The sequence below is a fragment of the Sinomicrobium pectinilyticum genome, assembly GCF_003725735.1.
Taxonomy (GTDB): domain Bacteria; phylum Bacteroidota; class Bacteroidia; order Flavobacteriales; family Flavobacteriaceae; genus Sinomicrobium; species Sinomicrobium pectinilyticum.
The window spans coordinates 1-23,522 of sequence record NZ_RJTM01000018.1 but is presented as its reverse complement, the minus strand read 5'-3'; the positions used below and the strand labels follow the sequence as shown (position 1 = coordinate 23,522).

At 39.2% G+C, this 23,522-nt stretch carries 22 protein-coding genes; 10 read left to right on the top strand and 12 right to left on the bottom strand.

From position 1 onward, the window contains the following. The first annotated feature begins 114 nt into the window (after positions 1–114). Complete coding sequence (locus ED312_RS03755) at positions 115–735, top strand: JAB domain-containing protein (protein ID WP_123214674.1); 621 nt, start codon at positions 115–117, stop codon at positions 733–735. A gap of 64 nt (positions 736–799) precedes the next feature. Continuing rightward, on the top strand, positions 800–1,291 hold the full coding sequence (locus tag ED312_RS03750) for a hypothetical protein (protein ID WP_148044206.1): 492 nt from the start codon (positions 800–802) through the stop codon (positions 1,289–1,291). A gap of 739 nt (positions 1,292–2,030) precedes the next feature. Here ED312_RS03750 and ED312_RS03740 read toward each other — a convergent pair. Then, positions 2,031–2,303 carry a SymE family type I addiction module toxin gene (locus ED312_RS03740; RefSeq protein WP_123214671.1) on the bottom strand — a complete coding sequence of 91 codons (273 nt, stop codon included), beginning with the start codon at positions 2,301–2,303 and terminating at the stop codon, positions 2,031–2,033. A gap of 244 nt (positions 2,304–2,547) precedes the next feature. On the opposite strand from ED312_RS03740, the gene ED312_RS03735 reads away from it, so the two are divergent. From ED312_RS03735 to ED312_RS03720, 4 genes are read left to right on the top strand one after another with little or no spacing between them, the layout of a single operon-like run. After that, a complete protein-coding gene (locus ED312_RS03735; RefSeq protein ID WP_123214670.1) occupies positions 2,548–2,976 on the top strand; it encodes a helix-turn-helix domain-containing protein in 429 nt (142 codons plus the stop codon). A 44-nt stretch (positions 2,977–3,020) separates the two neighbouring features. Next, the gene (locus ED312_RS03730) at positions 3,021–6,113 is read left to right on the top strand and encodes a GmrSD restriction endonuclease domain-containing protein (protein ID WP_123214669.1); all 3,093 of its coding nucleotides are present in this window, start codon (positions 3,021–3,023) and stop codon (positions 6,111–6,113) included. Positions 6,114–6,126: 13 nt separating this feature from the next. Next, positions 6,127–8,034 (top strand): ATP-binding protein, encoded by a 1,908-nt coding sequence (locus tag ED312_RS03725; protein ID WP_123214668.1) that lies wholly within the window; start codon positions 6,127–6,129, stop codon positions 8,032–8,034. A 46-nt stretch (positions 8,035–8,080) separates the two neighbouring features. Continuing rightward, positions 8,081–8,353 (top strand): HU family DNA-binding protein, encoded by a 273-nt coding sequence (locus tag ED312_RS03720; RefSeq protein ID WP_123214667.1) that lies wholly within the window; start codon positions 8,081–8,083, stop codon positions 8,351–8,353. 600 nt (positions 8,354–8,953) lie between these two features. Here ED312_RS03720 and ED312_RS03715 read toward each other — a convergent pair. Genes ED312_RS03715 through ED312_RS03705 form a run of 3 tightly spaced genes read right to left on the bottom strand, consistent with a single transcriptional unit; the run spans position 8,954 to position 11,837 of the window. Further along, a complete protein-coding gene (locus ED312_RS03715) occupies positions 8,954–9,394 on the bottom strand; it encodes a RidA family protein (RefSeq protein ID WP_123214666.1) in 441 nt (146 codons plus the stop codon). Positions 9,395–9,450: 56 nt separating this feature from the next. Then, positions 9,451–10,842, bottom strand: a complete 1,392-nt coding sequence (locus ED312_RS03710) for a M20/M25/M40 family metallo-hydrolase (protein ID WP_123214665.1) — start codon at positions 10,840–10,842, stop codon at positions 9,451–9,453. A gap of 11 nt (positions 10,843–10,853) precedes the next feature. Beyond that, positions 10,854–11,837, bottom strand: a complete 984-nt coding sequence (locus ED312_RS03705) for an MBL fold metallo-hydrolase (protein WP_123214664.1) — start codon at positions 11,835–11,837, stop codon at positions 10,854–10,856. A gap of 175 nt (positions 11,838–12,012) precedes the next feature. On the opposite strand from ED312_RS03705, the gene ED312_RS03700 reads away from it, so the two are divergent. Further along, positions 12,013–12,360 (top strand): winged helix-turn-helix transcriptional regulator, encoded by a 348-nt coding sequence (locus tag ED312_RS03700; protein ID WP_123214663.1) that lies wholly within the window; start codon positions 12,013–12,015, stop codon positions 12,358–12,360. Between the two features lie 181 nt (positions 12,361–12,541). On the opposite strand, the gene ED312_RS03695 is transcribed toward ED312_RS03700, so the two are convergent. From ED312_RS03695 to ED312_RS03675, 3 genes are all read right to left on the bottom strand, one after another. After that, complete coding sequence (locus tag ED312_RS03695; protein WP_123214690.1) at positions 12,542–12,952, bottom strand: MoaF-related domain-containing protein; 411 nt, start codon at positions 12,950–12,952, stop codon at positions 12,542–12,544. Positions 12,953–13,819: 867 nt separating this feature from the next. Next, complete coding sequence (locus tag ED312_RS03685; RefSeq protein WP_148044205.1) at positions 13,820–14,458, bottom strand: hypothetical protein; 639 nt, start codon at positions 14,456–14,458, stop codon at positions 13,820–13,822. 720 nt (positions 14,459–15,178) lie between these two features. Next, positions 15,179–16,456 carry a hypothetical protein gene (locus tag ED312_RS03675; RefSeq protein WP_148044204.1) on the bottom strand — a complete coding sequence of 426 codons (1,278 nt, stop codon included), beginning with the start codon at positions 16,454–16,456 and terminating at the stop codon, positions 15,179–15,181. Positions 16,457–16,563: 107 nt separating this feature from the next. On the opposite strand from ED312_RS03675, the gene ED312_RS03670 reads away from it, so the two are divergent. After that, positions 16,564–17,208 (top strand): hypothetical protein, encoded by a 645-nt coding sequence (locus ED312_RS03670; RefSeq protein WP_123214658.1) that lies wholly within the window; start codon positions 16,564–16,566, stop codon positions 17,206–17,208. A 149-nt stretch (positions 17,209–17,357) separates the two neighbouring features. Here the strand turns inward: ED312_RS03670 and ED312_RS23675 are convergent, their stop codons facing one another. Beyond that, the gene (locus ED312_RS23675; protein WP_170164438.1) at positions 17,358–17,534 is read right to left on the bottom strand and encodes a hypothetical protein; all 177 of its coding nucleotides are present in this window, start codon (positions 17,532–17,534) and stop codon (positions 17,358–17,360) included. A gap of 275 nt (positions 17,535–17,809) precedes the next feature. Here ED312_RS23675 and ED312_RS03665 point away from each other — a divergent pair, with 275 nt between their 5' ends. Next, on the top strand, positions 17,810–20,182 hold the full coding sequence (locus tag ED312_RS03665; protein WP_123214657.1) for a TonB-dependent receptor: 2,373 nt from the start codon (positions 17,810–17,812) through the stop codon (positions 20,180–20,182). A gap of 21 nt (positions 20,183–20,203) precedes the next feature. Here the strand turns inward: ED312_RS03665 and ED312_RS03660 are convergent, their stop codons facing one another. Further along, positions 20,204–21,112: a PD40 domain-containing protein gene (locus ED312_RS03660; protein WP_123214656.1), complete on the bottom strand. Its 909-nt coding sequence runs from the start codon at positions 21,110–21,112 to the stop codon at positions 20,204–20,206. Between the two features lie 333 nt (positions 21,113–21,445). Beyond that, on the bottom strand, positions 21,446–22,240 hold the full coding sequence (locus ED312_RS03655) for a hypothetical protein (RefSeq protein WP_123214655.1): 795 nt from the start codon (positions 22,238–22,240) through the stop codon (positions 21,446–21,448). Between the two features lie 299 nt (positions 22,241–22,539). Here ED312_RS03655 and ED312_RS03650 point away from each other — a divergent pair, with 299 nt between their 5' ends. Next, positions 22,540–22,941: a VOC family protein gene (locus ED312_RS03650; RefSeq protein ID WP_123214654.1), complete on the top strand. Its 402-nt coding sequence runs from the start codon at positions 22,540–22,542 to the stop codon at positions 22,939–22,941. A gap of 18 nt (positions 22,942–22,959) precedes the next feature. Here the strand turns inward: ED312_RS03650 and ED312_RS24210 are convergent, their stop codons facing one another. Beyond that, positions 22,960–23,292, bottom strand: a complete 333-nt coding sequence (locus ED312_RS24210) for a dihydrofolate reductase family protein (protein ID WP_240643011.1) — start codon at positions 23,290–23,292, stop codon at positions 22,960–22,962. Continuing rightward, positions 23,196–23,501, bottom strand: a complete 306-nt coding sequence (locus ED312_RS24205) for a hypothetical protein (protein WP_240643010.1) — start codon at positions 23,499–23,501, stop codon at positions 23,196–23,198. The genes ED312_RS24210 and ED312_RS24205 overlap by 97 nt, the downstream gene beginning before the upstream one ends. Between the last annotated feature and the right edge of the window lie 21 nt (positions 23,502–23,522).

The window sequence follows — 23,522 nt, the reverse complement described above, 5'->3', positions numbered from 1 at the left end:
ATAGATTTAACCAAATATACAGAATTTTGAAAAACAATGATTTACGGGAAACCGCATTGAAATCTCTAAAAAACATCTAAGTATTACACAATACAAATTCGTATATTTGAAACTATGAACGTACGCCTTACCCAAGAACAAAAAATAAGAGTTTTAAATTCCGCTGACGTCTATAAGGTAATGCAACAGGTTTTGTTACGTGAGAATAAGATCAGGCGAAATCAGGAGCATTTTTGGGTAGTCGGGTTAGACAATGCGAACAAAATCCTTTTTATAGAACTGGTCAGTCTTGGAGCCGTTAATCGTCTTTTGGTAAACCCGCCGGAGATATTCAGAATGGCTATCTACAAACTGGCCGTGAAAATGATTTTGGTACACAATCATCCAAGTGGCGAAACCGAACCTTCCCAAGCAGACCTGGACTTAACCGACCGGATGATGAAAACCGGGGAACTGATTAATATTGAAGTTGTCGATCATTTGGTTATTTCCGAGGATAAATATTACAGTTTTGCCAATGCGGGTGTTATGAGCCAACTGAAAAAAACGGGCAAATACGAAATCCTTGATAAAGAAAAAGCCGAAACAAGAAAGTGGCAAGCTGAATTTGAAAAGGAACAGGCCGTTAAGGACAGTAACCTTATGATTGCCAAAAAGATGAAGGATAAAGGATATGATGCCGATACTATAAAAGAACTTACCGGGCTTACTAAATGGGATATTAGGAAGTTATAAAGATCCAGAGCCCCTGCACAACACCGTATGCCCTTAACCGTTAGCTACAATCAATAATAAACGTATGAGAAAAGTATTTTACTTAATATTATTAATGTGTATAACAAGTTGCTCGAATAATGATGACAATAATGATGCTGACAATAATAATGATGATGACAATAATGAAGAAATGTCTATTTGCTTGGAAAAAAATTTCCTGGAACCTTTTGTTATTGAGCCCAATGACTGCGTTATTTTTAATGATAACCCGAATATGACTTTTACATTTCTTGGGTTTGAACCTTATACCAAAACACACCCCAATAATGTTCCTCATGCTGGAATAAGTGCAAGGTTAGTCGAAGAAAACGATACTTGGGAGTTCCATACGGGAATGGTTTATGAAGATTATGAATTAGAAGGAACTTCGTTTTCAGGAAGAGTACATACTGGAATTAATAATGTTAGCTATACAATTTTTTTCGATGATATTGAGTTTACAGAAACTGAAACACAAATCATATTTCATAAAGCAACAATAAGATTTGGATACTATGATCCTGAATTTGATTAAGAACTCACATAAACCAATAAAAAGGAAGCCATTCAAAACTAAATAATTAAGTGCATTCTTTTTAATCCCATTCCATACACATTCCCCTACTCTCCTATCGTCGCTCCGGGCAAAGAGTATTCCATTCGCTGAGTATAGGAAATTTAGCAGAAAAACTTTTCAGAAGACCATAAAGGCAGGACCTTTTTCCCCAAAGCAAAGTTACATAACGCAAGTACATTATAGGACAAAACAGCCGCACGCCCGCGCTGTGGGTTTTCCGAAGCGTTTACTTTTATCGGAAAAGTTACAGATTATGATGATATACAATGTGTACCGTATAAGGCCAACGCTCGCCAACGCTTATTTGATTTTTTGCCACCGCGCAGTAAAGCCTTTTTTATTTAAAGATGGTGTTCGCTTGGCATACAAAAAATACGGATGTGCCTGATCAGGCAGCTTTCTTCGTATTTTTCTATTTCGGCGCTCACGGAGTTTATGATATGTTCGTTTTTGCCTTGATGCAAAAAGAACCAAAAAGATCAAGACAAAAATAAGCTTCAACGCGCCCTGTCCATATGCTTGAAATTCTGCCAAACGAACCCCGATTATCATCGGGAAACGACAAGCGCCTTTGGCGAATTTCTACGCATTTGGCCATTCCCCCCAACGCCGGCCCGCATTTTTGTCAGGCCAACGCGCTTTTTAGGTGATCGCCCTCGAAAGCTTCTATTTTACATAATATTCGGTTAATCCACATTTATTTAACGGCTGATTTCTTTCTCTTTTTAGGGGCTTTTTCCGGGATGGCTGCTTCGTTTTCTTCCCGTTGCGGTTCAATGGTAATCACCAGTTTACGGCTTGCTGTAACGATATTGATCTCCTGACCGGGTTCAAATCCACACTCCTGCAACCACTTCCCCATCAACCGTATTTCGGGGAATGTTACCATGTAATTCCACGCTAGTTTTTCTCTTCGTTTCAATATTTTGCTGTACACCTTCATACGGCGTGTTTTTGCAGAATTTTTCATGCTCCTGTATTTTTGTTTCCCTAAAGTTGGTCAGCTTTGCAGAGGTATCCTACACAACAAATTTGTATTTTACAGCCTTGAACCGATGAATTTTATGTTTTTTACATATCTTTAGATGGGCGATTGTTTTACGGAATAATTACCTTTACCTGCAACATCCTTTAAACGTATGTAATTCTTTTGTTTTAAGGGGTTTGGAAGTAAAAACCAGACAGAAAATGAACTAAAAATACTATTTTGAGCTATGACACATGCCACTAAAAATCCCAGAATACACCAGGGCCGCAACGTGAAGCGTTTTCGTGAAATGCTCGGCATCAAACAGGATGCTTTAGCTTTCGAACTGGGTGAAGACTGGAACCAGCAAAAGATCTCCCTTTTGGAGCAAAAAGAATCCATTGATACTCCCCTACTCTCACAGATTTCCGAAGCTCTGAAAATCCCCGTCGAAGCCATACAGAATTTTGATGAGGAGCAGGCGGTGAATTTAATCTCTTGTAACTTCTCTGACAATGCAATGTTCAATAACAGAATTGAAGTTTTTAATAACAATCCTATTAATGAAATAAGGAAACTCCACGAGGAAAAAATGGCGCTGTATGAGCGTATGTTGAAGGAGAAAGACGAAATGATGGCGCGGTTGGAGAAGTTGGTTGGGGAAGAAAAAAACTAATAGTTAAAATAAGATATCATTTCAAATGATAAGGTCTAAGATTTATGGATATTAGAGATATTTTTGAGAATAAAATCAAGATTGAATCGAAAGTAATGTCGATTGAGAGTCTTTTTAATAATGCGAGTAGGGTTCGAAATACAGATTTTAAACCATCATATCAGCGTAATTATGTTTGGGATGATGAAAAGGCTACTTACTTTATTGAAAGTATACTCCTTGGAACAGAAATTCCTCCATTAGTTTTTTTTAAAAATAGTGACAAAACTGAAGTTATCGATGGCCGCCAAAGATATCAAACTATTTTACGGTTTAAAGGCAATGAATTTAAGCTTAGAAAAAATGGATTGCATAAGTTGGGAAATATTGGAATAGCTAATAAGCAATTTAAAGATATCGACACCGAACTTCAGGATTTATTTTGGGATACTAAATTACGTATTATTGAATTTAGTTTTCCATCTAGGGAAGGAATTAGTGACGACATTGAAGAGTTAGTAAAAAGAGAAATATTTAAAAGGTATAATTCTGGAATTACACCTCTAAAACCATCAGAAATAGATAACGCAGTCTATTTAGAAGATGATCTCAATGCCTATTTAAAGCAAAAGATCCAAGAAGATGAAATTCTAAATCGAGACATATCAAATGTATTTCATTTCGAAAAGAACAATATAGAAATAATACTTAAAAGAGTCCGTCAGCTACTAGTTCAACATGAAATCCCAATCAAATATTATGCTGTCAAAAAGCAATCCATAGTTTCAAAGTTTTACGAAGCTCTATTTGCTAAAATTGATACTTCCGAAATCGAAAATATTTACCAGAGTTTTATAGCAAAACTGAATCTACTGGTAAAGATAAAGGCTACTTTTTTAAAACAAAGTAATTCATATAATAGGTTGATCTCGGAATGTCTATTTTGGGTATTTTCTGCTCTTGAAAACGAAGATATTCAATTACAGAAAATCGACAAACCTGAATTAATCGATAAGCTAGTTATTTATTTGGTAAATAATATTGAATCATATAGTCTTCAAAGAAGTTCTTTTTCCAAAGAACTATATGAAAGATATAGTGCTACCGCCAGATTTTTTGAGCAAGAGTTCGATACCTCCTTAAAGCTTTATCTTGATACTAATCAAGAATTTATTCAAAGAAATAACGAGATCAATCCTGTTGATGATGAACTAACTAGTTTTGAAGAGTTGAGAATTAATAAACCAGAACCATCTTCTATTGCCATAACGGATATCATACGTTCAATGGATCGACAGCGTTTTTTAATTCGTCCTCAGTATCAAAGAAAAGAAGTAATAAACAAAAAGAAATCTTCATCAATAATAGAAAGCATTCTTTTAGGAATAAAAATTCCCCCAATTTTTGTATTTAAAAGAGAAGATGGAGTTAGAGAAGTTCTAGATGGACAGCAAAGGATATTAAGCATTTTAGGTTTTACGGGCGATCCTTATCTGGATGAAAATGGAGAGAGAACCTATTCTAATAAAAATGGATATTCCTTATATCTAAAAAATAGCATTTTAACCAATCTACATGGGAATAAATTTAATGCTTTATCGCTTGAATTTCAAGACCGAATTAAGAATTTTGATTTATGGGTTATTGAAATTGACAAAAAATATAACAAAAATTTTGAACCAATAGATTTATTTGTCAGGTTAAATGACAAACCATATCCTATAAAAGAAGACTCCTTTGAAATGTGGAATTCTTATATCTCTAGAGACATCATTGATACAATAAAAGCAGCCCACAGGAATCACAAAAATTGGTTCTATTTCAGGAAAAACAATTCAAGAATGGAAGATGAAAATATATATACGGCATTATCATTTTTGCAATTCTCCAGGAATAAAAATGAAACCAATCAATCTAATGGTAAATCTGAAATTGACATCTACAAGATAGGCACTAAAATAAACTTTAGATTAAAATCAAAAAATGAAATAACAAAAACTTTAGAAAGTTTTCAAGACAAAAATGATTTTATTAATGCTATAAATCATTTTGAGTTTGAGTTTATTCGAAAGTTAAAAGAATTATTAACAGAAAGTAAAGATTTGACGACTATAAGCCTTAATAAAAATTTAGATGAACTGTTATTAATTACTAAAGGTAGAAGGACTCAACAAAGTTTTTATGCCCTTTGGTACTTTTTATTTGACATACCATATAATGCTATTTTGCACAATAAGGCAAAAATTCGTAAGGATATAAAGTTCCTTTTTTCTCTAATGGCCAGTATAGATGAGAAATCTACGTTTGAAAATGCTGTAAAATCTTTTAAGGATAAATATTCGGACAATCAACCTAATAAAAATAATACAACTGCTTTTCTTAAAGAGATAGCATCCATAGAAGCAGGAGTCAAAGAAGATATAAAAAAAAGTAGTCAAATATCAAGTGATACTCATGTTAATTATAATTGTTTAACCCAAGGTGTTTTCAAAAATTATAGTTTTAATAAAGAAAAATTAGAGCTAATTACTATAGACATAGATTTATCTGTAAGAGAGTTATTTGAATCTAAAGGGAAAATCCTAATATCTCGTGCATTCAATTCATCGTCTCGCTTCAATATTGCAATTTCCAATGATGTGGTAGCATTTAAAAATAATATTATTGGTTTAGTATTAAATAGACCCAATTTTATACCAAAATATATTTTAGCGCTTTTATCTAGTAGATTTTATTTTCATAAATACTATATCGAAAAACGAAAGGATCAGGAAGAAACAAAACCATTATCACTTACTGATATTAATGAGATAGAAATCCCAATTATAGATTTAGATAGTCAAATTCAAATTGCAAATATCGTTGATTATATTATTCATAGTGAAGGGAATCATAAAGCGACACTATTTTTCGAAAGAGTTCTAGATGCCTTAGTTTATGAAATATTCTTTGATAAAGAGTTTAAAGAAAAAGAAATTGAAATCAAAAACTATATTTCAACGTTTCCTAAATTAGAAGCCGAACCAGATAATGAAAAAAAAGCCGAAGCCGCTGAAAAACTATATGCGGAAATTAGCTCTCCAGAGCATAATCTAGGAGGAAATTTCCTATCGCTTTTAAATATTCCACAAGTTATCGAGATCGAATCTCATTATTAAATAATTGTTTAAAATGGGTAAGAAGATCACATCGATAGCTATAAATAACTTTAGGGGGTATTTTGGAGAATACGATCCTATAAATATGCCAAATGGTGAAAATTTATTAGTCTATGGTGAAAATGGTAGTGGAAAGAGTTCTTTATATAAAGCCTTAAATAATTTTTTCGCAAGCTCTAGGGATACTTCCGTACAGTACATAAAAAATAGATATTTACCCTATGATCCAGGTGGAATAAAATTACAGTTTTCAGATTATGATACTTCGACAAACCAAATTTTGAGTGGAACAGAAGCTTCACATTTATTTTCTGATGTAAATTCTGATCACAATGTTCTTTTCATTCAAAATACTGCTCTTATCAAAGGGTTTCTTGATTATACTGATTTACTAAAAGTCTACTTTCACAATGAACCTGAACCCAACTTATTTGAATTGATAATCTTAAATCTATTGGGAGAGCATATCCCACATAGCACAGGAGGTAATTTTAGATTCAAAGAAAGATGGAAACAACTACAAAATGATTTAACTACAAATGCTTATACAAGAAATGACCGGTGTCATAAAAATGCAATAGCGTTTCTTCCTACTTTTGAAACTCATTTAAAGGGTACATTAGATGAAGTCTTTACCATTTTAAATAAATATTTATCTAACTACTTTGATGAATTAAATATTGAATTAAGCTATTCATTAGAACCCTTAACCTTTAACTACGGATATAAGTGGGAATGGTATACTACGAGTGTCTTTAAATTACAGGTAATTAAAGATGGAATTCTAATTGATGGAGGATACAATGATTTTCTAAATGAAGCTCGATTATCTGCTATTGCTATCTGTTTATATTTAGCTTCATTACGTACTAATCCAGCGTCAGTAGAGTTAAAAGTTATTTTTTTAGATGATGTATTTATAGGTTTAGATTCTGGAAATAGAATCCCAATACTAAAAATACTTAGAAATGAATTTACCGATTACCAAAAATTTATCTCCACTTATGACCGACATTGGTATGAATTGGCTAAAAAGTATTTTGCTAGTAGCATTAATGAAAAGTGGAAAGTAATTGAAATGTATGTTGGTCATGACTCTGACCCAATATCCAATAATAAAATAAATAAGCCAATTGTTATTGAAGGAGATTCATATTTCGACAAAGCAATTAAATATTTAAATCATAGATTAGCCCCGGACTATCCAGCAGCAGCTAATTATTTTAGAAAGGCATTGGAAGAGTTAATTAAAGAATTTGTTCCTAAATGGGAAACTGCAGATGCCGAGAATACCCAATTGCCCGATTATCAGCTAACTCAGCTAGTATTGAGAACAAAACGTTTTTTAGCTAATTTTGGTAACTCAACTGAATATGTTGATAACATAAACTCTCTACTTTCAGCTTTACTACATCCACTTTCGCATCATGAAATAAGTTCACCACTTTACAGAGGAGAATTAAAAATAATACAAAACAGCTTTATAAAGTTAAAAGAACAACTTATAAATTTAGATATATCAAATAACTATAAATGCTGTATAGAACAAGGCAAAAGACTTAAAATATCTTACGAAATTGATGCAGCAGCCAATCATTATTGTTTTTATGAATTAATTTTAAAAGATTCATTAACTATGAAAAGAAACGGTGCTCTCACCCCAATCCTTTCTAAAGTACATTGTTTCGCAGATAAATGTTATGGACATAATGGTACAATACCTTATAAGACATCTAATCCTGATAAGAAAAATGCCAATTTTAATTATGAGTCTTTACAAGATGCCCATGATAGAATTCATAATTTCTTAATTGGAACTCCCATTGGTGCATTTCCAAAAGCACTAGACTATTTGACAACAATTGAATATCACGACGGAACAAATTGGCAACCCATTTCTACCAAAATATTACCGTGGTAATTGATCTTAATTTATTTGTAAAATATAACCTACTAAAAATAAATTCATGACCCAAAAAGAACTTATCGAACAACTGGCAAAGCGTACACAGACTACTAAAGCCGAAGCCAAAAAAAACCTCGAAGCCCTTTCGGAAATTCTTACGGAAGCGTTGCAAAACGGCGAACGCATCAAATTACCCGGTTTGGGAACGTTTGACATTCAGAAATCAGCCGCCCGAAAAGGCCGCAATCCACGTACCGGAGCGCCGTTACAAATAGCTGCTAAGAATAAAGTGCGTTTCAAAGCCGGCTCCGAATTATCCGAGAAAGTCTACTAAGACAGGCACATGAAGTAGCATTAGGGCGTGCCCCCTGCCCTGTTTTAGAAGGGAACAAAGGAGGGGTCAGGGGTCGGGCTATCCGCTGTATCTTTTGTTCCTGCCTCACAAAAGGATGCCGCTGCTATCCCTCACGCACTCAAAATACGTAAAGCCCCACCTGGCTTCACCTATTTTTCCTTATAAAAGCGGTATGTAAAGGTTAAAATGGGAGAACCGGATAGCTCCATTTGCAATCTCAACCGGGCGGTATAAAAAACAACCTTCTGTAAGTCACTCCCCCATTTCAACCCTTACATGAAGCGGTTGTTTAAATAAAAAAGCCTTCACCCTCTCCCTGAAAAATCAAATCCCCAAAGCTACTTAACATAACGCTAGTACATTATAGTTCAAATACCTGTATCTTTTGATTTATACCAGTTGGGCTGCCTTTGCCCTATAATTATATTATGCAAAATATAAAGATCAGGCTTGTCCGGACGTTTTGTCTTTTAAAGAAAAAAGTAAAATTCGGCTTTTTAAGGACGGCCGGTATTTTAACGATAAAAGGCTGCCAGATAAAGCAGCCTGTTTCGTTTTTAAAAAAATTAAAGAATGGTATCAACCGGACTTTTCCTGGCTATCATAAATCGCAAGGACGCTCATTTCCACTCTGGCCTTTTTTGCCAGGCCCTCTACCCCTACACATGTTCTGACAGGAAAAGGAGCGTGAAAATAATTCCTGTATAACTCATTGAAGGTGTCGATTTTCGCTATGTCACTTAAAAATACGGTGACACTATAAATCTTTTCTTTCCTGATATTCGCTCTATGTAATATCTTATCGAGGTTGGCAAAAAGCTGCCGGACTTCCTCTTCAAACTTTGCAGGTATATTTTCCTTGTGGTCCGTACCTAATATACCGGAAGTGTAAAGAACACCCTGATGGATATGGAAATCGCTGTAGACTTTAGTTTCCGTGTCTGTTGTCTGCCCGTAACAATAATTCCCCATAGTACCGGAACTAACTACGATTAGAAACATTAAAATATTATTTTTCATCTGTTTATTTTTTTATTGTTTTTCAATGGTCAGGTGTCGGTTTCATTTGCAAATTTTTACAATCCGTATTCACTGATCAAATATGCCATTGTGGTCATGGCTGCAGCGCCAAGGCTGACTTCCCTGAAATTAAGCTTGTCTAATGTATCCAGTGCCGAATGATGAATATCAAATAAGCGATGTGATTCACAGTCCAGACTAAGTAATACTTCAGACGCCCCTTTCATGGGAGCTATATCCACACCTCTTTGATTCTCTTTGATGCCGTCTATTCCATAAAGGGATAAAAAAGAACTATATTTTTGTACCTGCTGTATAGTTTCCGGTGCTCCGTCAAAACGAAAACCTACAGGTTGAAAGCCTCCTGCATCGGATTCAATGGACGCCAGATGTATTTCCCCCTTCTTCCTGGCCTCAGAGGCATATTCTTTGCCGCCATGGGCGCCGGACTCTTCATTCATATAAAATATAAACCGGATACTTCTTTTAGGGACCAAATTCAAAGTTTTGAACAAGCGTAAAGCCTCTATGGTTTGTACGATGCCGGAAGCATCATCACTGGCCCCTTCTCCCACATCCCAGGTATCTGTATGGGCCCCGATGGTAATGAACTCTTCAGGATAGTAGTTACCTTTTATTTCGGCAATGACATTATGGGATAATACATCAGGTTGGGGGGAACAATGCATTTCCAAAGAAAATTTAAGTGTGGGATTTTCTTTAAGGGCTTTGCTAAGCGCATCTGCGCCAAGCGTACTCAAAGCGGCAGCCGGAACCTTGCGGACATTTTCGGCATATTGCATTGCCCCGGTATGCGGAGAATTGTCTTTGGCCAGTGTGAGCGAACGTACCAAAGCGCCTACGGCTCCTTTTCTGGCCGCTTCGATAGCACCTATACTCCGTTGATCTACAGCCTCTAAGTAAGCATCGAAAGGATCGGGCATGGAGGCGTCCATGGCCCGGTTATAAAAAACGAATTTTCCTTTTATTTTTTCTTCCGGCATTTCATTCAATTCCTCCCAGGACCTGATCTCTACGACTTCTGCACTCAAAGCCCCCTGCGTACTTACAGAACCGCCTAAAGCCAGTACACTTACTGTTTGTACATTGCCATTTCCTGTTTGTATAAAAGCCCTTTCTTTAGCTCCTCTGGTCCAAACGGGAATTTTTACAGGCTGTAGATAAACAGTATCTGCCTCCAGCGCCCTGAGTTGATGCTCGATCCACTTCACCGCCCGCTCTGCCTGTGCCGATCCGGAAATCCTGTGTCCGATTTTCTTTGTCAAATAATACAGATGCTCAGGTATCTCCGTGCCCGACAGCGACTCTTCAAAAATATGCCTGACAATAATCGAATCCGGATCTTTATCTATGGAATGACCTTGAGCAGAAAGACTTTTGCAAAAAAACAATACCACGGAAATGCAAAACCAATATCTAAACTTCATATCTTGCTGATTTATTGACCTTTTCCGGTAGGGTTGGTCGTATAATTGATAGGATACCATCGGTAACTCTTTTTGCCATCCGATTTAATATGACCGATTCCGGGAAAGGAAATATGGTCTGCAGCTATCCAATACTTATTCCTCGCAGCATCTGCAAATGCTTCCTTACGTGTTATGGCTGCCTGCTCTTGATCTATGTCATAGACAATAGTCACATCCGGATTAGGGAATTGTACGGCTGCAGCATGCAACAGATCTCCCCAAAACACCAGTTTCTCATTATCACTGATCAATTCATATATCGTATGTCCGGGGGTGTGACCTACGGCCGAAAGTGGAGTTAGACCGGGAAATAGTTCTTCGCCAAATTCAAAAGTTTTAATTTTTCCGGATTTTAAGTAGGGTAGAATTTTTTCCCTGGCTTCCACAAAATACTTTTTCTTGTCAGCAGGCGCATTTTGATAAACATCATCGCTTGTCCAATAATCCAATTCCGTTTTGTTAACGTAAATTGTGGCATTTGGGAAAACCATTTTATCTCCATCCATTAATCCTCCGGTATGATCGGTATGGATATGTGTAATGAGGATAATGTCTATTTGTAAAGGATCATAACCGGCTTTACGGAGATTCTGGGGCAGAAAGCCTAAAGAAGGACCGTACAAATCGGATGTCCCGGCATCGACCATCATCAATTTTCCGTCTAATCGGAATAAATAGGCGTTAACAGATGCTTCATTCTCATCCGTCTGAAAATTCTCAGAAGTGAGATGATCGATCTCCTCATCCGTAATGTTGATCAATAATTTTTTTAACTCCTGATTGATACTACCGTCAGAAAGTGCAGTAATTTTAACATCTCCCAATATCATCTCGTAACTGCCCGGCTGTTGTAAATAATGCCCCGGCTGTTGCTGTGCATGTAATTGAAGACCGTCCCCTATATAGAGGCTAAATAGGATTCCCAATAAGATATTTGAATGTACGATTTTCATTTTTTTATTTTTTTACCTTTTAAACCAAACAATCCGCGCGCCGGATCTTTTATCTGGGACAAAGTTAGGGAGGTATCTCCCTTCAGGCAATTACGTACTTCATTATGGCATAGGTACAAAAAAGTACCTATGGTTAAATAAATGAATATGCTATATTTGTGTATAAATAAAAAAAATGTACGAACGTAAAATTCCAAAGAACTTGGATTGCGGTATGGCCGTAATTATGGATATTATTGGTGGAAAGTGGAAGCCTTGTCTGATCTTTAATATTATGAACGGAGATCGCAGGCCCAGTAAACTACAACGACTTAATCCGTTAGCCAGTAGAAAAGTGCTTAACCAGCAATTAAAAGAATTGGAAAAGCATGGGATTATCAACAGAGTAGTCTATCCCGAACTTCCTCCCAAGGTTGAATACTACTTAACTCCACTCGGAGAGTCTCTTCTCCCTATTATTAAAAAGATGGATCAATGGGGTACAGAACATATGAAGCGCCAGAAATCGATAATTGAAGAGTAGAACGATTTTTATAACGGGTTTCCCCATAGAAGTTTTTTTATTGAGTGTGTTCGGATTAATTCAAAGTCAGGAATAATTTTATTTTCTTTACTCAGTTTTGTTTTGTGTGTCACTCGGGGCAAAGAGTATTCCATCAGATTTTGATAATAGAAAACACCGTTGACTTTTATTCACTCAATCCCTATAATTCACGGATTGTTCCCGTAAGGGGTATTATTTCTTTGTCTATTCTCAAAAACGTATTTACCGTATTATCTTTTAAGTTAACAACCTGGCTCACGCCCAATCCGTCCTGTTCGACCCAGGAGATAAATAAGGTATGGTTATTCAGTCTTTGTTCAGAATAGGTTTCATCGGCTTCTTTTCCTTTTTCATCTCCTTTTACACATTTCCAGTGAAGCATATTTTCTGATTTGAAATTTACTTCATAAACATAATCGCCGTAATTATATTCAAATGTTTTTCCGGATAAAGAGACGATTTTTTCAGGTGTATTTTTTTCCACTTCGGTTAATTTATCTTTAGATTCATTTTGATTTTTACAAGATATGACTGTAGTTAAAATGATAATGGCGAAGATTGCGTTTTTCATATCCTTATTCAATTTTTTGCTTGCGGATAACCCGTTTATGTATATAACAAACATACACAAAAATTCCACATACCGTTGGCTTTGTATGGTTTTTCACTGCAAATCATTGAACAGGCTTTTGTGTTTACTTGGGTGTAAATTGTCCCGACTGATGCTCGTTTAAGCACAAAGTATGAAAAATCACCAAGTACGGAACGTGTTATTACAAATCTTCAGGGAAACCATGTAAAAGATAGCATGTTTTATGAATCCCTCCGCTTCGCTCCCACCCTCGCATAAGAATGTGACTCTTCAGATACTGTTATACGCGGGTACCGGTTTCTTCCGCCTTGCAACGATACTGTTTCACCACATCACAGGCTTGTTCCGTATCAAAACCGGTTTAAGGCCCCGCATTTACATATCCTTTCCCCGCACTATAGCTTTGTTCCGCCGCTTAACAGGTTTGTTCATTATCCAAATGATTCCAACATGGAGCACCTGTAAGCCATTCACCCGCATAACAACCTTGTTTCCCCATGTTATGGTCTTGTTCCGCCGCATAACAGGTTTGTTTCTTATCAGAACGGTTTTAAAGTACGGTACCTGTCCCCCCTTCCCCGGCATAACGATGCCTGTTTCGCCGCGTAACGGGTTTGTTCCTTGTCGAAACGATTTCAGAACGGGGCACTTGTAAACTATTTCTATTCATATTGATCCCGTTCTGCCGCACCATAGCCATGTTCCGGTGAATAACGGGGCTGTTTCCCGGCAGATCCCTCCTGTTCCTTCGTATACCAATAAAAAATCGCGGCGGTTCGTAACTAAACCGCCGCGATCGGGTCTGTATCCGGCATAATGGAAAACCCTTCCTGTGTAGTTATCGTCTTAATCCACCCAGGCCGTACGGGTGGCCACCGGGCTCCAGGCACTCATACCATGCCTGTTCAGCGAACGTACACGGAAGTGGTAGCGTACACCGTCCGTTACAGGCGCGTAGTAATTGCCCCGAGAGTCGGATATCAGTGGCAGGGACCGCCATAGCGGTTTGCCCTGTTCATCCAGTTTCTCCGCGATCTGCATCTCGTACTGGTATGCTTCGCGTACAGCTTCGAAGCCCAGCAGGATCTCGGCGGGCCGGTTAGACCGGCGTATCCGTGTCCATGTGGGGGCATCCGGGGCCCTTCCCCGTTTCGGATCATTCGCAGGCAAAAAACCCGAACTCAACTGTATGGAACTGATTTCGGTAAAATTGTTGATGTAACTTGTTACCGCCCGCATCAGCTTTAGCACAGCTGCCCTTGCTTCGTCTTTCTCTTCTTTCTGCATGCCGCTGGCACGTCCGTTGGCTGTAATCGCCTGCCTGGCCACGTAATCCAGCGCTGCGGATTCATACTCGGTAAAGGGTGGATTCAGGTCCGGGAAGTTGGTATTGGTCTGCAAGGCATTGACCGTTCGCGTAGCCAGTGAAGCGAGATCTGTATCGCTCATGTAGCTGTAGTTGGTGATTAATTTTGGTGTTCTCATTTTCTCTTTTTTTTGGGTTAGAAATTCGTGTTGTTCTTTTTCGTCCGGGTACTTTCCCGTCAGTTCCGGGTCCTGCCCGGATGGGGTTTTGTTGTGTTGCCATATTCAAAACTTTTTGTTGCTATGGGCAAATTGAAGAGAAAGTCCGAGGTTTCAAAATTCGCGGACAACTACGGACGACTACGGACGACTACGAACAGTACTGTCCGCGTTTTGAAAAATATCAGATACCCGTCCGGCCTGTAAGAGTTGGTTAGCAAGGGGAAGAGAAAAAGGGAGAAACCCGGGAAAACCGGGCTCCTTTCAGAAGGAGGAAAACTGATGAGGCGATATAAGGAAAGGGCACTTTTCTCCCGTATTGACGACAGGAGTTCGTTTTTCCGGTTGGTTATCTTCTGTAAAGTTTCCCCGGTGCGCCCGGCTTCTATCCTCTGTAGGGTTTATCGGTAATTTGTTTTGTAGCACGGATAATTTCCACACACCGGTCAGCAGGCAGATATCCCAACGGCAAAGACCCCGATACACCGGCTTTCGTTGCCGAGGCTACCATCTGAGGGGTCGTAGCCGTAAATATAGGTTATGGGCCGAAAAAAAGACAAATATGGGAGGCAGGAACGTTAAGAAAATGTCCACTGGACATTTTTAGTGACTGGCCGGCCTGCCGTGATGAAGGACATTTTTTTAGCCAATTAAACTCTTTTTAAACATGCTCTTAAATGTTCAGATATCCAAAAACACTTTTTTGCTGTTTGATATCTTTAATCCGGATATGATTCCGGTACCCTCAAAGCGGTACTTGATTCCGTATATCTTATTCGTTTTCCCTTCGAAAGATGTTTTATAAGCCACCTTACTATTTACAAATATTGTTATTGTACCATCTTTTGAAACGCATTTTACATTGACCGGGGAGGAAAAATCAACGCCAAAATCGGAAAGGTCGTTCCGGGTACCGGAGACAGTCCTATCCAACAGGTGCAAATTCAGATTCGCAATACATCCCTTTACGGATAATGGAATAATGATGACCTCACCTTCACAATACACGATGATTTCACTTTTCCGGCAACTTCCGTAATTTTGAACAGGTATATTCCTGAGCGAAGTTTCTATTTGAAAATCATCGGCTTTAAGATCCTTGAAATCCTCGACCCAATAGTAGTTTACCACCGTATTGCTTATGGAGGTATTTGAATTGTAACTCCTGATCAATTCGGGGGAGACCACTACTCCTTTTCGGGTCTTGAATTCAGCAGGTTTAAAATATAGCGGCTCATTGTCCGTTTCCATAAGGGCAAACCAACCGTTCGAAGGAATTAAAATGCCGTGCCGTTTCACGATCTGATTGTTTACAACCAGCTTAGCGTCAAAATACCCGGGGTTATAGTAGATTGAAGTAACAAGGGAATCCTCTTTATTGATTATTTGTCTTTTGTTCACATCCCAACTTTGCTGAATCTCGATTTCATCGTTATCGTCAGCACTTGAGGCATCTACTTCGAATATTACGGAATTGGGTAATCCTTGAGTGATTCTTTTTGAAGAAAAACGAAAGTCTTTTTTATTTATCCCGGTTTGAGAAAAGGACAGAATGACCAGGGTTAATACAGTAGAAATAATGATTATAGTAGTCAAAGCGGTCTTTTCTCCTTTTTTTGACCATCTTTTTATATCCTTGAACCGGTAGCTTTTTCTACTGATGCGTATTTCGTTTGAGTTGCTTGCACAAAAGGCACTCCAGTTTTCATAACCTATAAATTTTGCCAGCGTATTTAATGTAACCGTACTTGGGTTAGAATTATACGGAATTCTCCCCCATAATCGTTTCAGTGTATTATAGCTTATGACTACACCTGTATGTTCCCTGATTTTTTCGCTTAACTGTTCAAAGTTCTGTGACGACCAATCCGAACCACTGCCCCAGCCCAATTTCTCTTCGATGGTTTTTAAACAGTGCGACAGATCTGACGGACCGCTTTCTGAATGAGATTTAGCCATTTGGATTTCAGTTATGTATGATATTGTACGAAGTTGATGCCATCATGAATTGCAGATGTACCCCTGCTCTGTTTTTCTTTGTAATGTACTTAAACAACCAGTATATCATGAAAGTAAAAAATTTAATCAACATCACAACAGCTATTTCAACAATTTTCCTTTTAATCTCATGTGCTGAAAAAGAAATCAACCTCGATAGAGATAATTTAAAGCTTGTAAATAGAGAGATCGTCACTACTGATGAAAAGGAGGTAAATACAGTAGCATTGAATGCCAAAGGAGGGGACGGTTTTGCCGTCATTAAAAATATAAATTTTGATATTGGCACGATAACATTAGAATTAAAAGGAGAAAATAACCCGGGCAAAAGTTTTATCGGTATTGCCTTTAACATCCGAAATGATTCAACTTACGAAGCTGTTTATTTCAGACCCTTTAATTTCAGAGCCGATGACCTAGTGAGCCGCGAACATTCAGTTCAATACATCAGTCCCCCACGACACACATGGAAATCCTTAAGAACGGACCATGAAGGAGAGTACGAAGCAGCATATCTGAACCCGCCATCCCCTGATGAATGGTTTGGAATCAGGGTGAAGATTGACAGTAGTAATGTTTATGTCTATGATAAAGAATCAGGTACAGCGATATTAAATGTAAATCGATTAGAAAAACAAGTTTCAAACAAGATAGGCCTCTGGACAGGAAACAACTCGAAAGGTGTATTTAAAAATATGAGAATATTGAAATAAAATGTAGCGCTTTCCGTCTAACCATTGTCTCCGGGCAAAACACGCTTTGCCGGCCGGATAAAAAATCAGGGTTTACAATCCCGTAACTTCCTGATCCCGGAAGCTATTGGGACTGTAAACCCGAAATGATTTAAAGTCTAACAGAAATGTTAGCATAAATAAGCATCCTGTGCCGGTATATAACAGCAAACTACCTCACCGTCAACGATGATGTAGGAGCCGTCCCCACCACATTTGTTGCCCGAACCTTTACCGCCCAGAACATTCTTTTGCTCACTTCCGGACAGTTCTTTAGCGCCTTTTACATTTAAAATTGCTTTTTTCATGATAAGATTTTTTAGGTTATTATAATTTTATGACTAAAAATAGTGATTATTATTTTCAATTTAGATGTATTTCCGAACAAAATGACATGTTGCAGATTCCCGGAACGGATAACAACCGGGTGAATATCTTCTACTCCTGTGGTCCTCCCGGACATGAGAATGCCGTTCGGTTTATACGGAAAAGCCCGGAAAGAAAACCCGTAAAATTCAAATGCAGGTTTCGGTTTAAATAATTATCTTCGCCGATATTTAAAATAAGTCTAAATAAAAAATAAATGAAGATAGTATTACTCTTGCCCGCCCTGTTTTTTTTCACAAAAGCATTTGCGCAGGAATACCAACTCAGGGGAAAGGTCACGGATGTAAATGACAATCCCCTGCCCGGAGTAAATATTTTTAGAACAAAACTTCCCCGTTCGGGTTCACAAACTGATGAAAACGGGCAATTCGTCCTGAACTTTCCGGAAGAAGGCCAGTACGAGCTAACCTTTTCACATATAAGCTATACCACCCGAAAAGTGAATGTAAAAATCGGAACTTCGATTACCGACTTGCATATTGTAATGGAGGAATCGGGTTTTGGCCTTGATGAAGTTGTTATTGTTTCCAACAGGGACAAAGAAACCCGTGCCGAAGTACCTTCGTCCATTTCCGTCCTAACATCAAAACAGATCGATCAGATCAAGCAATATTCAAATGTAGTTTCCGATATCGTTGCCCGGATTCCCGGTGTTTCCCTGGCAAATAACAGGCAACAGACCCGGGGGCAGAAGTTAAGAGGTCGCAGTATGCTGGTCCTGGTGGACGGCATTCCTCAATCCACTCCCCTTTTTGTGACAGATAACCTGAATTACCTCGATCCTTCCGCCATCGAAAGGATAGAGGTAGTGAAAGGTTCCACTTCCATATATGGCAACGGGGCACAGGGCGGCATTATCAACTACATAACCAAGAAAGGCAATACCTCCCGGAAGATGGAATCCCACACTAACATCGGCGCTTCATCCTTTCTTGTAAAACCGGATCATACGGCCGGAATGCAGGTGTCCCAGTTCTTCAACGGCCAGGCCGGTAAAGTAAATTACATTATCGGAGGCTCTTATAAGCAATTCGGTATTATGCGCAGCGCAAAAGGAGAGATCTCATCTCCGAGGGACGGGATAGGAGAATCGGAATGGTACAATCTTTTCTCCAAGATCGGGTTTAATATGGGGAATGGCTACGGCCTGGAACTGATGTACAATTACTTCGGTAATAATCAGAAATCACAACTGCAACAGGTTCCCGGGATGTATGGCGAGACTCCTGCTCTCGGCGTTTTTGGTGAACGAGATCCGGGTCTGACAGGCCAGGGTGTTAAATACAATCACAACCTCCGGTTATCACTGAATAAAACCAATATCTTTAAAAACACCGACCTCACGGCAACTTATTACCTGCAAAAATACAGAACCATCTATGCGAGCTATAGCTATTATACCGACCTGTCGCAGGGCTATATCGGCGGACAGCCGGAACTTACATCCGACCAGAAGGGACTAAGGGTTAATTTTAACAGTGACTATGTCCTGTCCGATCGTTTTAAGGGAAATATTATCTACGGACTTGATATATTGAGCAACAAAACAGCACAGCCCATGGCCGACGGAAGGCTGTTTGCACCTGAAATGGATATGAAAAATTACGCCGGGTATCTGCAGGTTAAAGCAAAAATCGATGATTTTATTTTCAAGGGAGGCGGAAGATATGAAATTATCAACATCAGTGTTGATGATTATACCACCATATACCGCGACAACGGGGAAATCACCGACGGGGGCCTTGACATAAACGGCGGGAAGCTGGATTATAATGCGTTTACATTTAACCTGGGGGTGCGTTACAACAAATTGAAATTCCTTCAGCCTTATGCGAGTTTTTCCCAGAGTTTTTCGGTAGGCGAATTGGGCAGGATTTTGCGGATAGCCACAGATCCGGACATCATAAGCGAGAACATAAGGGATACAAAGGCCGTGATCACCGATAACCTGGAACTGGGGCTCGAAGGCCGCCTGACACGAAAAATCAGGTACGGGGTAAATTATTTTATCAATAAGCAGAAGCTGGGTACAACCTATACCATAAACCCTCAAACCAATTTTTTCGAGCTGTCCAGATTGCCAGAAAAAATATACGGCGCCGAATTTGAATTGAATGTCATTGTGAACACGAAACTCGATCTCGACCTCTCGTTGTCAACGATTGAAGGGAAGACGGACAACAACGACAACGGGCAATTCAATGACAGTGAAGACGAATACATCGATAGCTCAAGAATAAGCCCCTCTATCCTGAGGGGTGATATCAATTATAAAATTACCCCGGAATGGCATGTGAATCTGGCCGGGACTTATATCGGGAACAGGGATAAGTTTCAGGCAAACGAGGGAGGGGGTTATACATACGGGCACGCACCGGTTAATAATTTTTTCCTGGCCAATCTTTTTACCTCCTATCAGCTTACAAGCAGTACCAGGCTGATGGTAGGTATAGAAAATCTGTTCAACAAAGACTATTATCCGTTAATTTCGCAATGGTCTGCCAGGGATGAAGATTATATCAAAGGTAATGGCATTAACTGTAAAGTGTCGGTAAGTATAAAACTGTAACTTTTTGTTCATAAGAGCCGGTTATTCCGTTTTAACAATTAATTGCTTCAGTTCCCCGGGGAGTGCATCGGTCTTTATCCATTTTACGTCCCGTTCACTGCTGAAAAAGAAATATTTCCCGTCCGGGGAGATGTAGGGACAAAAGTCGTAGGTGGGCGTATTGATGAGCGTACCCAAATTCCGGGACGGTGTCCAGGTATTATCCGCGCTCTTAACGGAATAATACAAATCTGCAGTACCTTTTGAATCGTCCCGGTTCACCGAAGTGAATATTACGGCATTTTCATCAGGGGTTACGTAAGGATCGTGTTCCATCTGAGGGGCATTTATGGCAGGGCCGAGATTTACAGGTGTTGTATATGCCCCGTCTTCAAGGCGGCTCATATAAATATCATGCGAACCATATCCCCCAGGCCTGTTTGATGCCAAATAAAGATTTCCGTTAGCACTGAAGGATATATAATATTCAGTACTGTCGGAGTTAACGGCCCTTTCGTTTACCGGTTCTGTCCACTTCCCTTTCCCGTTAGGCTTTACATACCAGATATTAAAATTCTTCAGGGTATCTTTTTCATTCGACGGCCTGTCCGATATGAAATACAGGGCACCGTTAGGGGCAAAAACGGGATCGGCTTCGGAAAAGGGACCTTTGCTGAAACTCACCATTTCCGGGAGTTGCCATTGGTCACCCTCAAATTGTGTAACGTAAATATCGGATACGCCGCCGGAGGACCGCGAAAAATAACAGGATGTACCATCGGGAGAAAAAGCGGCATTAAAATCCAGACTGTCACCGGAAATTATACCGGGCAAAAAAGTCAATGCAGTTGAATCCGGACGCGGGAACGGATAACTGATAGCCAGGTCCCGGTGCGGATGCCGGGAACATCCCATAATCAGGAGACATATCAGGATCGTGTGCTTTTTCATAGCGTATTGATTTAACGTGAATAAAATGGATAAGAAAAAAGGCTCCCATCTTCATCCCGATCCCGATACACATCGGGACTATCGGGAGAAAAGGGGTGTCCCGCTTGCGGGACGGGGAGTTTGACCAGGCCCAGGCCCCGGATTTATTTCCAAACATTTGTGTTTCCCCTGGCTCGGGCTTTCAAACCCTCCGATCAGACTAAAGTCTGTCTGCTTCGGCAGGGCTCGGCACAGGCCTTTATCTAAAGGGAGGAGCTTTTAAAAAAACGTAAAATGAGCATACGGAATGAGTTCATAAACTGTTACCCACCCTGGTTCCCGGAATGGAACAGCTTATTCTTTTGTGATAGGTCTTTTCTCCAGGTCGTAGATCATGGTGGATATATCAACCTGAAACCATTGCCTGAACATTTTATAAGTACGCTTCTGTGGCCAGCATTTCGAAGAAAACCATTCATCCAGCTCCATTGTGAACAATTTATCATACTTCTTTTTGAGCCATTTTTCCAGGTCCTCAATATCCTCATCGACCAGGTAAATGTTCGCTTCCTCAATTTTTTCGACCCGCTCCCCGGTAATAAAACTGTTGACCCAATCCAGGAAAGGTTGTTTTGGCTTTAAAACAACGGCATAACGGTCGATATAGCTTTCTTCGAAATCGAATTCACCTGCATAATATTCATATCCATAAGGCCCACCGAAAATATCGCTGTCTTTCATTTCTACAAAGGTATCCCTGTTTTCCGTCTTTACGGTAAGGACCTGTTTCCCGATTTCTTCCCCGGTAAAGTTGAATTTGGTTATAAAGCGGTCATATTGGTTGTAATGCGATATTTTATAATCGACCATTTTCTTTAACAGTTCTATATTAATATCGCCTATATCCTCTCCCGGTCTGGGAGCAATAATCCTGTTAAAATCCTTTTCGGGTATGACCATTTTTAAATTGCCCATGTTCCATGCATTCAAAGCAAAATAAAAAATGAACTCCCAATCCCAGCTTTCGGAAAAATCATTCCGAAAAGGAATAATGAATTCATTGAATGCATCGGCATATTTAACATCTGTGTTCCGGGGGGTATTACTGTTTTCAAACAGTTTCCTTATTTTGTCTTTTTTACTTGCCATTTTTTTATTTTTTAAAACGGAATTGGAAAATCTGTGAGAACCATTTATTTGGTGTTGTTTATGACCAGCGACTTCTCAAATATACGAAAATCCTGGTTTTGTTATATTTAACCGGTTTAAATACACAGGTTCCTTACCTTTCCATGCCAGGCAGAGACCGGGCAATGACAGATGGTACCATGGTACGGATTGGCATAAAGCCCCCTCCAGAATGTCATTTTTGCACCATCAAGGTTTACGTCCGTAATTATAATTTTGTAAAAAGAGTTTATATATAATCACTGTCAAAAAAATAAATTATGAACCCGAGAATGATATGGTCCAATTTAGCCGTAAGCGATTTGGAACGGACCACAGAATTTTATACGGCATTGGGATTTAAGCCCAACAATACACGCCCTTCAGGGGAACTGACAAGCTTTGTTGTCGGTGAAAACGGTTTTGTAATGCACTTTTTCCGCAAAGATATCCTCCGGACCAGTATGAAAAGTGAAATAGCCGATTCACAAAAGGTCAATGAGGTCATCTTCACCCTTTCTGCCGGGAGTAAAGACCAGGTAGACGATTGGGAAAAAGAGGTGAAAAGTGCCGGCGGGCAAATTATTTCCGGGCCGGAAGCATTCGGGAAAGGATATTACGGTTTTGTTTTTGCCGACCCGGATGGCCACAGGTTTAATGTTTTTTATATGGAAGGCTTTTAAGCTATCGGCGTACCGGTTTTATTTTTTATGCCCGTAAATAAGTTGTACGACTCCCGACCCGAACCTGTTTACTTCCAGCAGTTCGAGGTTCATTCTCTCTTCGAGATCTTCAAACAGGGGCCGACCCGTACCTAATGCCGTGGGATGTACCAAAATCCTGTACATATCAATTAAACCCAGGCGGATAAAAGTCCTGATGAGCCCGGCGCCGCCATACAACCAGATATCCCGGCCTTTCTGCTGCCGGATCCCGTTTATTTTTTCAGCGAGATCTGAAGAAATAAACGTGGTATTATCGTCCTCCGTGTATGGGAAAAAACATATTTCTTTTTGGAATGGATATCGGCCCATAAGGACTTCCCTGCTTTACCGGCATCCGGGCCCGGCTGAAAATTCCCCCAGATATCATAGCTGGTCCTTCCGTAGAAGATGGTGTCTATACCTGAAATAAAATCGTCGAATTTCATATCGTCATCCATAATACACCAGTCAGTTTCTCCGTCGGGGCCTTCGATAAATCCGTCCAGGGTTACGGGCAGGTCCAGGATTATTTTTCTCATTGTTAATCCCCATTAAATGGA